At 64.0% G+C, this 10,420-nt stretch carries 10 protein-coding genes; 1 reads left to right on the top strand and 9 read right to left on the bottom strand.

Annotation, left to right across the window (positions count from 1 at the left end; genetic code table 11):
- Positions 1 to 48 precede the first annotated feature (48 nt).
- From ACE04F_RS02105 to ACE04F_RS02065, 9 genes are read right to left on the bottom strand one after another with little or no spacing between them, the layout of a single operon-like run.
- Positions 49 to 813, bottom strand: coding sequence for a 2-keto-4-pentenoate hydratase (locus tag ACE04F_RS02105; protein WP_486104434.1), 765 nt, complete (start codon positions 811 to 813; stop codon positions 49 to 51).
- The gene (locus ACE04F_RS02100; protein ID WP_486104432.1) at positions 810 to 2,417 is read right to left on the bottom strand and encodes a bifunctional 3-(3-hydroxy-phenyl)propionate/3-hydroxycinnamic acid hydroxylase; all 1,608 of its coding nucleotides are present in this window, start codon (positions 2,415 to 2,417) and stop codon (positions 810 to 812) included. Before ACE04F_RS02100 ends, ACE04F_RS02105 begins: the two co-directional genes overlap by 4 nt.
- Positions 2,418 to 2,419: 2 nt before the next feature.
- Positions 2,420 to 3,307, bottom strand: a complete 888-nt coding sequence (locus ACE04F_RS02095; RefSeq protein WP_486104430.1) for an alpha/beta fold hydrolase — start codon at positions 3,305 to 3,307, stop codon at positions 2,420 to 2,422.
- Between the two features lie 26 nt (positions 3,308 to 3,333).
- The gene (locus ACE04F_RS02090; RefSeq protein ID WP_486104428.1) at positions 3,334 to 3,936 is read right to left on the bottom strand and encodes an amino acid synthesis family protein; all 603 of its coding nucleotides are present in this window, start codon (positions 3,934 to 3,936) and stop codon (positions 3,334 to 3,336) included.
- A gap of 14 nt (positions 3,937 to 3,950) precedes the next feature.
- Entirely contained in the window at positions 3,951 to 4,400 is a 450-nt protein-coding gene (locus tag ACE04F_RS02085) for a VOC family protein (protein WP_486104426.1), read from the bottom strand.
- 11 nt (positions 4,401 to 4,411) lie between these two features.
- Positions 4,412 to 5,452: a VPS10 domain-containing protein gene (locus ACE04F_RS02080; RefSeq protein ID WP_486104424.1), complete on the bottom strand. Its 1,041-nt coding sequence runs from the start codon at positions 5,450 to 5,452 to the stop codon at positions 4,412 to 4,414.
- Positions 5,453 to 5,464: 12 nt separating this feature from the next.
- Positions 5,465 to 6,259, bottom strand: coding sequence for an SDR family NAD(P)-dependent oxidoreductase (locus ACE04F_RS02075; RefSeq protein WP_486104422.1), 795 nt, complete (start codon positions 6,257 to 6,259; stop codon positions 5,465 to 5,467).
- A gap of 25 nt (positions 6,260 to 6,284) precedes the next feature.
- The gene (locus ACE04F_RS02070) at positions 6,285 to 7,775 is read right to left on the bottom strand and encodes an aldehyde dehydrogenase family protein (RefSeq protein ID WP_486104420.1); all 1,491 of its coding nucleotides are present in this window, start codon (positions 7,773 to 7,775) and stop codon (positions 6,285 to 6,287) included.
- A 10-nt stretch (positions 7,776 to 7,785) separates the two neighbouring features.
- Positions 7,786 to 9,327, bottom strand: a complete 1,542-nt coding sequence (locus tag ACE04F_RS02065) for an acetolactate synthase large subunit (protein WP_486104418.1) — start codon at positions 9,325 to 9,327, stop codon at positions 7,786 to 7,788.
- A gap of 275 nt (positions 9,328 to 9,602) precedes the next feature.
- On the opposite strand from ACE04F_RS02065, the gene ACE04F_RS02060 reads away from it, so the two are divergent.
- Complete coding sequence (locus ACE04F_RS02060) at positions 9,603 to 10,355, top strand: IclR family transcriptional regulator (RefSeq protein WP_486104417.1); 753 nt, start codon at positions 9,603 to 9,605, stop codon at positions 10,353 to 10,355.
- Positions 10,356 to 10,420 lie beyond the last annotated feature (65 nt).

Here is a 10,420-nt window from a genome sequence, read left to right as displayed (position 1 = left end):
CCCCCCCCCCCCCCCCACGGGTTTATCGCGTCCTTGAGAGAATTGTTCTTATCGGTGGAAAACCAAAGCCAGTTCCATGCCAAGCATATGCAAGCGATATTCGCCGGGCCTGATGTCCAACGGCGCCAATAAAGACCCGGAAAGCACCACCTGCCCCGCTTCAACGCGCTGCCCGTCGGCCAGCAAGCGCCGCACCAGCCAGCACAGATTCGCCACCGGAGTGTCTTCACGCGCCAGGACGTTACCCTCGCCGCAAGACACCCCGTCACACACCAGGCGATAGTTCACTTCGGACAGTCGGTCGGAATCAAAACCTACCCGTGACCCCAGGCAGTACAGCCCCGCGGCGGCATTGTCGGCCAGGAACGCGCCGACACCAAAGCGCCAGCCCTGCCAGCGGCAATCGGCGATCTCGAACGCTGGCGCGACCTCCGACACGGCGGCGAGGATGTCCTCGTCGCTGTGAAAACCAGGCTCCAGCGTGCGCCCGAGGACAAATGCCAGTTCGATTTCCAGCTTCGGCTGGATCAGCCGTGCAAGCGCCACCGCGCTGCCGGGTTCCACGGCCATGGCATCGGTCAAGCCGCCCAATACCGGCTCATCGAGCCCGAAGCGTTGCTGCGCCGCGCGGCCGGCGAAAGCGACCTTCCACCCGCTCAACTGCTCGCCACCGGCCTGGCGTCGGCGCAATGCCTCGCGCTGCAAGGCGTAGCCCTTCTGCAGGTCGAAGGCCTGTGGCTCCAACGATGGCAAGGCGTGTACCGCCTGCGCTGCTTCGTGAAGCCGGATCAACAGATCATCTTCACGCCTCATGACAGTTGCTCCGCCAGTTTGCGCAACACGCCGTCAAGCCGCTCGGGCGTGGTGATCGCCGCGACAAACCGATCCGGCCGCACCACCACGATGCAATCGCGCACCCTGGCAAACCACTCGCCCAGACGGTTATCCACGTCTTCAATGCCTATGGCGCCGTCGACCGCCAAGGGCTGGTTGCGCCCCACGCCACTGCGCGAACGATTGATCTGGATGAAGCGCGTCTCCCAGCGCGCCCACCAGGCCGCGGTTTCTTCGCTCAGGTGCGCGGCCGGATTGACCCGATAACCGAGCACCGCATAGGAGTGCCCCAGCACCTCGTCCAGCTGTCGACGCTGCCCTTGGGCATCTTCGATTGACGGCTGGATGAACAATTGCCCGACCAGGTCATCCTCGTGCAGCTCGGCGCGCTCGTGGTAGACCAGGCCTTTGGTGATGGTCGCCTTGGGTTTGAACTTGAACTCCAGCAAGTGCGAGCGAAGGTTGTCGACGCTGTTCACTGCCTGGAACAACCAGTCCCGCACGCCGGCCATCAGTGGGTTGGTCAGGCCGAGGACCGCGCCCATGTTGTCGGCCAGCGCGATGAGGTCCGTCGCATGACCGCGACGCTCCTGGTCGTAACTGGCGAGAATCGTCGGTGATGCCCGGCCCTGGAGGATCGCCGCGAGTTTCCACGCCACGTTGACCACGTCACGCAGACCCGAGTTGAGTCCCTGCCCGGCCCAGGGCGGGGAAATGTGCGCCGCATCGCCCACCAGCGCCACGCGGCCGGCGACAAACCGCGCCGCCACCCGCGAGTTGTGGGTGTAGGCGCGGATCCGGATGATTTCCAGCTGATCCACCGCGTCGCCGATATGGCCACGGATCAGCGTGCGGATTGTCGCTTCCTCGCACATATGAGCCTCGTCTTCGCCTTCCAGCAGCATGAACTCCCAACGTCGTTGTTGGTACGGCAAATAGATGCACACGAAAGGCCGCTGGGGGTCGGCATGCAGGGCTGTGTACGGCGCATCCAGGGTGTCGTTGGCCGTGTCGACCACCACCCATTTGCGCGGATGGGTCAGCCCCAGCAGCTCGATACCGAGTTTCTTGCGCACGCTGGAGCGACCGCCATCGGCACCGATCACGTACTGTGCGCTCAACTGATACAGCTCACCCTGGGCGTCGCGCACCTGCAAGGTCACGCCCGCTTCATCCTGCTCCAGGTCGAGCATTTCATGGCCTTGACGCAGCTCGACGCCCGCGTGCCGACCCAGCTCTGCGCGCAAGGTCGTTTCCAGCAACTGCTGCATGAAGATATTGCGCATCGGCCAACCGTAATGGGCCGTGCTCGGCTTGACCTCGGCAAAACACACGCCCCGCGCGTTGTAGTAACGCAGCGGCACGTTGCAGATCATGTCCCGCGCGGCCAGTTCGGCAATGCCGATGCCTTGCAGCACGCGCAGCGCCTCATCGTCCATGCCCACGGCGCGCGGATACGGCAGGATGCCGTCAGCCAGTTCCAGGACGATACAGTCGATCCCGTACAGCCCCATGTAATGCGCCGCCGTGATCCCGTTCGGGCCGCCACCAACGATGACCACCTGGGTTTTGTCCTGCTTCATCGCTATTCACCGCTTTTTTGTTGTTTTGCGAAAGTTGCTTGCGAAAGTTGCTTGTGAAGCTGGCCGCGTAGGTAGTCCGCGACGATACGGTTGAAGATTTCGCCCTGGTCGTCATGGACATAATGGCTGGCATCGGCGACTTCCGCTGTCTGCACATGCGCATTGGCCTCTTTCATTGCCTCCAGGGTCGCCTGCGGCAGAAAATCCGAACGTGCGCCACGGATGAACAGCGTCGGGCAATCCAGCGCCCGCACCGCGGGCCACAGATCCGTCGGGGTGATGCTCAGGCGCGCCTCGGCAATGCCCTTCTGATCATGACGCCATTCGATGCCCGTCGGCGTCTGCTTCATGGAAAAGCTCAATCGGGACGCCAGCGCATCGGCCGACAGACCCGGTCGCGATTGGCGCCAGAACTGCGCGGCGCTGTCCCAGTCGGGAAACACCAGCGGCGTCTGGCTCATCTCGCGGCGGATACGCTCGGCGCCCTCGCCACGGATCGACGAGCCGGGGCCGATGTCCTCGATTACCAGCGCGTGCAGTCGCCCGGGATTGAGCCGGGCGTACTCCAGCGCGTTGGTGCCGCCGAGGGAATGGCCCACCAGGACAAAACGCTCCAGGCCCAGATGAGCTACCCAATCTTCCAGGTCGCTCACGTAACTCTCGGTGCGATAGCTGGACGCCTCGGCCCAGTCACTCTCGCCACGGCCGCGCTGATCCAGCGCATGGCAGGCGTACTGCTCGCCCAAGGCAGCGGCCAGCGGCGCCCAGGTCTGGGCGTAGGAGCGCAGCCCATGGAGCAGCAGCACCGGAGTTGCTGACGGGTTGCCCCAGCGCACATAACGCAGGCGCATCCCCGTCCGATTGGTGAAGAACTGGCTGTTTGCCGACATATATTTGCTCCCGCGATCAGCGCGCTTCAGTACAGGCCGTCGTTGCCCTTGACGTCCGCTGCCTGGAGGCCGCCAAGACGCGCGTGCAAACGTCCGCGCGTGGCGAAGGCCCAGATGATGATCAACTCGTCCGCTGCAGGACCGTCACCGAGCGAAAGCGAAATGCTGTCGTAGTGCGAACGTACATACAGCGCGTCCTTGTGGGCCAGCGGCACATCGATGGTCGTACCAGGCCCACCGCGCTTGCCGGTGGAAGGCACCCAGGATTTGCCGCCGCCCAAGGCCAGGCGAATCGGGTCCGCCGCCGGGTTGGTCAGTAACGCATTGCCGTGTTCGTACTCACCCTGGCTGCCCACCAGGCAAGCCTTGCCGTAGCTGATGATGTGCCGCTCGCCCGCCAGTGCCTGGATACGCCGGCCGAATTCCTCGCCCAACAACGGTGACGGTTCGATCAGCTCGGCCAGGCTCTCGCTGAAGCGTCCGGCATAAGGATTGGCGATCACCGCGCCGATGGCGTATTTGAACAACGGCTCGCCATCGGCGAGCTGGCCGGTTTCGTTGGCCAGGGTTTCCTCGACGAAGCTGTACCATTTGCGGATGTGGTAGCTGGCGAAATTCGCGGTTTTCATAACGGGAGCCTCTTTCAAAGTGGGTCGAGATCGAAGTGCCGGCTGGGCGCGCCAGCGGCCTTGAAGCGGGCCTTGCCGCGCTCGTCGTCGTGTTCGGACTCAAGGAAAAATTCCATGCGATTGCCATCGGGGTCGTTGAAATACACGCCGTTGCCGATCTCGTGATCGGTGATTTTCACCACCTCGACGCCCTTGTTCAGCAACATGCCGTAGAGCTGGCGCAGGGTGGTCATGTCACCCGCGATCTCCAGTCCGTAGTGCTGCAATCCCAGGCCGCCCTGATGGGCCCCCGGTGCTGCGCGGATCAAGGCGATGTCGTGGTGCTTGGCACCGAAGGCCATCATGATCCAGCTTTCACCGCGGGCACTTTCATGCATGCCCAACACGTCGGCGTACCAGCGCGCCGACGCTTCAGGGTCGCTCACGAACAGCGACAGATGAGTACGAACGACCTCGACTTTCATCGCGCGATACCTCAGTTTTTCTTGACGATGGATTGATGCCCGGACTTGATCTGCGCCACGGCGGGCGTCCAGAGCACATCAGCGATTTCGCTGAATTCACGCCACTGCTTCTGCCAGCCATCACCGCCGTTCTCGGAGGTGAACAGGTGTCCGTACTTGGTGCCGGCGACGATCTGGCGCGGATCAGCCGGGTTGAAGGCAATCGCCCAGACACACGAGTTGGGTTGTTGCGACAGCGGCAACACTTCCCAGCTCAAGGCCGCGTCCCGGGAAACCAGCACCTTGCTGGTGGTGCCTGGCGTGCCGTCGGAGATACTCAGGTAGAGGGTGTCCTCGCTGCCCAGCGGCGCATTCATGGCGCGCACGTAATACAGGCCGAAGGTTTCCCGGGCGACAATGCCGGTCCAGGTCTGCCCCTCGTCGAGGCTGCGGTAGACAGCGTTGACGCAGACCACCACGATGACTTTTTGCCCATGGTTGGGCAGGACCAGGATGTTGTGCACATCCGAGTTGTAGTCCCACAGCAAGCGATCATCGACGCGGGTCCAGCTGTCGCCACCATCGCGGCTGTGGAATAGCCCGCCCTCTTCCAGGCCGAACCAGAGCTGGTTGCGATCCGTCGGGTCGAAGGCGAAGGCCAGCAAGCGTGGACGACTGACGCCGTCGCAGAACTCCGGGATCTCAACCGGGGCACGATCCCAGCTCTGGCCACCGTCGAGGGTGCGCCACAGCACCGCCCGGGAAGGCGCGCCGGTGCCGACGAAAATGCGTTGTGCGTCCTGCGGATCCACCGCGACCTTCCAGACGGTTTCGCCATTGAACGGCGAATCCACCCGCTGCCAATAACCACCGGCATCCCGGCTGATGCACAGGCCGACGTCGGTGCCGGCGTAGATCACTTCGGGAGTGCCTGGGTGGAAACTCAGCGACCGGGTGATTGCATCGAACTCCAGGTCCTGGCCCAGGCCCAGGCGATGCCAGGTGCGACCATCGTCGGCGCTGCGGATGACCGCCTGCCCTACGGTGGCGACTAAAAGCGTTCCGTTACTCATCACTGCTGCTCCTCAAATGAAGATGCCACGGGTCAGGCCGCCATCGATGCCGATGGATTCGCCGGTCACCGCGCCGGCCTTGGGGGACGCGAGGAAACCGATCAGCCAGCCCATTTCGATCGGTGCCAGGGTGCGCCGGATCGGCGTCGCGTCGATGTAGCCCTGCTCCACCTGCTCAGGCGTCTTGCCCTGCTTGACCCCTTCGCGCTCGTACAGCTCCTGGATGTGCGGGGTGTCGACCACGCCGGGGTGAATCAGGTTGACGGTGATGCCGGATGGGCCCAACTGATCGGAAAGGGTCTTGGTCATGTGGGCGATGGCCAGGTTGCGCATGCCCGAGAGCACCTTGCTGCCGCGCCCGGTCAGGCCGCCGATGTTGATGATGCGACCGAAGCCGCCCGCCTTCATGTGCGGGGTCACGGCCTTGGCGCAACGGAAATAGCCGATCACCTTGGTGTTCAGGTCCGAGAGCAGTTCGTCGTCGCCGGCATGCTCGATGTCGTTGCGCACCACGCCGGACGGGGCCGCGGCGCCGTTGACCAGGATGTCGATCCGGCCGAAGTGCTTGTGGGCGGCCTGGACCATGTCGGACACGGCCGACATCTGGTTGGTGTCACAGAACAGCGGCAGCACCTCGTTGCCGGTTTCGGCACTGATCTCCTCGGCGGCTTGCTGGAGAAACTCCATGCGCCGCGCGCAGATCACCACCTTGCAACCTTCCTGGGACAGAAAACGCGCGACTTCCTTGCCGATGCCCATCCCACCGCCGGTGACGATTGCCACGCGGCCTTGCAATTCCAGATCCATAGCAGTTCCTCTTGTGATTATTCGCTCAGGCCAGATCGACAAAGACACTTTTGGTTTCGGTGTACGCATCGATCACGTTCTTGCTCATTTCCCGTCCCCAACCGGATTGCTTGTAGCCACCGAAGGGCGACGCCGGGTCGACGACGTTCCAGCAGTTGATCCACACCGACCCGGCCTTCAACTGCGCGGCCACGCGATGGGCGGAGCGCAGGTCACGGGTCCAGAGACCGGCCGCCAGTCCGTACGGCGAGTCGTTGGCGCGCAACACCAGTTCGTCGATTTCGGTCCAGCTCATGACGGTCAGCACCGGGCCGAAGATTTCTTCCCGGGCGACGCAGGCGCGCTCGGCACGGTCAAGAAATACGCTGGGGCGGATGAAGTGGCCCTGCTGCAGGTGGTCCGGCCGGTCGCCGCCGCAGATCAGTTCGGCGCCCTCCTCCTGGCCCCGTTGCAGGTAGCCACGGACCGTGCCCAATTGCCGGGCCGAGACCAGCGGGCCCATGCTGCTGGCCGGATCCAGGCCTGGCCCGAGGACATGCGCGGCCGCGTGGTGCTGGAGTTCTTCAAGCACCTGATCGAGGACGCTGGCGTGTACGTAGAGACGCGAGCCGGCGGTGCAGACCTGGCCCTGGTTGTAGAAGATGCCGTCGGCGGCACCCTTGGCGGCCCGGACGATATCGGCGTCCGGCAAGATGATGTTCGGCGACTTGCCGCCCAGCTCCAGCGAGACCTTCTTCATGTTGCCGGTGGCCGCCTGGGCGATCAGCCGGCCGACCTGGGTCGAGCCGGTGAAGGCGATCTTGTCGACGTCCGGATGCCCGGCCAGCGGTGCGCCGGTCTGGGCACCGAGGCCGGTGAGCAGGTTGACGACGCCGGCCGGGAAGCCGGCGGCCTCGATCAACTGCACCAGGCGAATCGCAACCAGCGGCGTCTGCTCGGCAGGCTTGAGCACCGCGACACAACCGGTCGCCAGCACCGGGCCGAGCTTCCACACGCACATGGTCAGCGGGAAATTCCACGGCACGATCAATGCGCAGACGCCCACCGGTTCGCGCAGGGTGTAGTTGAGCATCGGTGCGCCGCTGGCGGGCGACACCGGCAGCGTGCTGCCTTCGATCTTGGTCGGCCAGCCGGCGAAGTAGCGAATGATGTTGGCCGCGCTCGCCGCTTCCCCACGGGCCGTGGCAATCGGCTTGCCGTTTTCCAGGGTGATCAGTTGCGCCAGCTCTTCGCGATGCAGGTCGAGCAGCTCCGCCAGACGAAACAGCAACAGGCCGCGCTGGGCCGGCGACTGCTGCGCCCAACTGCCGGTGAAGGCCGCGCGGGCGGCAGCAACGGCGGCGTCGACGTCACGCTCAGCGCCTTCGGCCACTTCGGCCAGGGTCTGTTCGGTGGCCGGGTTTTCCACGGCGAATCGCCGGCCGCTGGCGGCGTCCTGCCAGGTGCCGCCAATGAACAGACGCCCCGGCTGCGACAGGAACTGCTCGACGGCAGGTAACAATTGGATCTGGCTCATATCCGCTCCTTCACAGTGCCATTTCGATCAGGCATGGGCCGCCGTCGGCCTTGGCGTTAGCCAGGGCGCGCTGCAACTCACCATTGGTATGCACCGTGCTGGCCGGCATGCCGTAGCCTCTGGCCAGGGCTTTCCAGTCGATGCGTGGACGGTCCAGCACCGTCAGGCTCAAGGCCTCGGGGCCCAGCTCGGTCATACCGCAGCGGCGCAGTTCGTTCTGCAGGATCGCGTAGCGATGGTTGGCCGCGATCAGGATCACCACCGGCAGTTGTTCGCGGGCGATGCTCCACAAGGTCTGGATGGTGTACTGGGCGCTGCCGTCCGATTGCAGGCAGAACACCTTGTTGCCCCGCTCGGCCATGGCGGCACCGAAGCCCACCGGAATCCCCTGGCCAATGGCGCCGCCGGTATTGGTCAATACGCGATGCCGCGCGGCATGGGCCGAGGCGGTGAAAAACGGATAACCGCACGTGCCGCCTTCGACGGAAACGATACTGTCGTCCGGCAGCGACGCGGCCAGCACCTGCCCGACCGACTGAGGCGTCAGTTCAGCCTCGGCGGCGGGCAGCTCGATCCCGATCGGCGTAGGTATATGCGCCGGCGCCTCAAGCGCATCGGCCAGTGCCGTGAGCGCTCCGGCAACGTCGTCGCCCACCTCGGCCAGGCACAACAGCCGCTCACGCTCCGCCAGCCGCGACGCAATGCCTTCGTAGCCGAAGTAACTGATGGGCTCGGGGACACCGGCGCAGACCACGGCGTCGTATTGGTCGAGGATTTTGATGGCCACTTCGGGAAAGTAAGGCAGGCGATCCAGGTCCGGCAGGCCACCGCCGCGATAGCTCAAGCGTGGGAAGGTTTCGGCGAACATCCGCACGCCGGGCAACCGGGCCAGGCGCCCCGCCGCTTCCAGGCCGGCGACCGAGAGGCCCTGATCACCAACGATGAACACCAGCCGCCGACCGTCACGCAGCGCCCGCGCTACTGCCTCGACCCGGTCACCGGCAAAGCGCCGGACCGGGGCCTGCAAAGAGCTGAAGGCTTTTTCCCGCTGCACCGGGCTGGCTTGCAGATCCATCGGCAGGATCAGGCTGGCGATCTGGCCCTTGGCTTGCCAGGCGGCGCGCACCGCTTCCTGGAAATCTTCGCCGATGCCCGCTGCCGTGCGCGAGGTGCGCACCCAGCCGGATACGCTCCCGGCCAATGCCTGGATATCACTCGCCAGCGGCGGATCGTAATTGACGTGCCATGAGGCGTGGTCGCCGATGACGTTGACGATCGGCGTGTTGGCGCGACGGGCGTTGTGCAGATTGGCGATGCCATTGGCAAAGCCCGGCCCGAGGTGGGTCAGGGTCATCGCCGGCTTGCCGGCAATCCGGCCGTAACCATCGGCGGCACCGGTGCATACCCCTTCGAATAACGACAAAACCGGCTTGAGGGCTGGCGCGCTGGCCATGGCCGCCACCAGGGGAATCTCGGTCGTCCCGGGGTTGGCGAAGCAGTACTCGATACCGCTTGCCACCGCCGCCTTCACTATCAGTTGCGCACCATTCATTTCCAGCCCTCTTCATCGAGCGTTTGCAGTGGCTGAGATTTATCACACACGAAAATCGACAAAACAAGTTATTTTTTAACATTAAACTCGTATTTTGAGATTTACGTAATTTTATCGGGCTTGAACGCTGATCTTGAGGCTTGTATTTCTCAGTTATTGGGTTACCTTGGCAGCGCACGCATGGGCGACCGCGCAGGCTTTTCATCGGCGGCGCGCCTACCTATAGTGCTCACCCAAACGGCCATCTACGCGCCACTCCCCCCTTTAGGAGCGAAATGAGCAGCCTGAGCAAAATGCTGAGCGTCCTGGACCTCTTCGGCCCGGATCGACTGAAGATCGACCCCGACACCATCGCCGAGCGCATGGGCCTGTCGCGGGCGACCGTGTACCGCTACGTCAAGGACTTGTGTGACGCGGGCCTGTTGACCCGGGTGGATGCCGGCAGCTACGGCCTGGGGCCGCGCATCATCGAGCTTGACTGGATGATGCGTCAGTACGACCCGATCCTCGTCGCCGGGCGCGAGCTGATGCACGAGCTGTCCGAACAGACCGGCCTCGCCGTGTTCGCCAGCGTTTTTTATGACGGTCACATCATCAATACCTACATCGCCGACCCGAATGACACCTACCAGTTCTCATTCGGCCGCGGCCACCCGCTGCCGTTTTTTCGCGGTGCCCAATCCAAGGTTCTGATCGCTTTTCAGAAAGGTCGACGGCTGCAGCGGCTGTTCGACGAGCACCTGGCCCACGACCCGGCGAACACCTACGACTGGGCGGGTTTTTCCAAGGCGACAAAAAAGATCCGCAAGGATGGCTATTGCCTGACGCACGATGAGCTCAACCAAGGGCTGACCGGTATCGCGGCGCCGATCATCAATCCCGGGCTCGATGAGGTGGTGGGCAGCCTTTCGGCCGTCGGCAGCACCCACAGCTTCAAGCTGCTGCGCCAGGAAACCGTGATTGAAATGGTCATGGACACCACCCGGCGGATTGCCGAGCGGATGCAGCATCCGCCTGCCGTGGGCTAGAACGGGATATTGCGCCGTACCGATCACTCAAGAAAAATACCGAACCTGTGGCGGGGGGGGGGGGG

The organism is Pseudomonas sp. AGC41 (genome assembly GCF_057334555.1).
This window is presented reverse-complemented; position numbering and strand designations above follow the sequence as displayed.

What these genes read in the sequence shown, in the direction of transcription:
- ACE04F_RS02070 (WP_486104420.1), bottom strand. Translation starts at nt 7,775, where the DNA reads ATGAGCCAGATCCAATTGTTACCTGCCGTCGAGCAGTTCCTGTCGCAG.
- ACE04F_RS02080 (WP_486104424.1), bottom strand. Translation starts at nt 5,452, where the DNA reads ATGAGTAACGGAACGCTTTTAGTCGCCACCGTAGGGCAGGCGGTCATC.
- ACE04F_RS02090 (WP_486104428.1), bottom strand. Translation starts at nt 3,936, where the DNA reads ATGAAAACCGCGAATTTCGCCAGCTACCACATCCGCAAATGGTACAGC.
- ACE04F_RS02060 (WP_486104417.1), top strand. Translation starts at nt 9,603, where the DNA reads ATGAGCAGCCTGAGCAAAATGCTGAGCGTCCTGGACCTCTTCGGCCCG.
- ACE04F_RS02100 (WP_486104432.1), bottom strand. Translation starts at nt 2,417, where the DNA reads ATGAAGCAGGACAAAACCCAGGTGGTCATCGTTGGTGGCGGCCCGAAC.
- ACE04F_RS02085 (WP_486104426.1), bottom strand. Translation starts at nt 4,400, where the DNA reads ATGAAAGTCGAGGTCGTTCGTACTCATCTGTCGCTGTTCGTGAGCGAC.
- ACE04F_RS02065 (WP_486104418.1), bottom strand. Translation starts at nt 9,327, where the DNA reads ATGAATGGTGCGCAACTGATAGTGAAGGCGGCGGTGGCAAGCGGTATC.
- ACE04F_RS02075 (WP_486104422.1), bottom strand. Translation starts at nt 6,259, where the DNA reads ATGGATCTGGAATTGCAAGGCCGCGTGGCAATCGTCACCGGCGGTGGG.
- ACE04F_RS02105 (WP_486104434.1), bottom strand. Translation starts at nt 813, where the DNA reads ATGAGGCGTGAAGATGATCTGTTGATCCGGCTTCACGAAGCAGCGCAG.
- ACE04F_RS02095 (WP_486104430.1), bottom strand. Translation starts at nt 3,307, where the DNA reads ATGTCGGCAAACAGCCAGTTCTTCACCAATCGGACGGGGATGCGCCTG.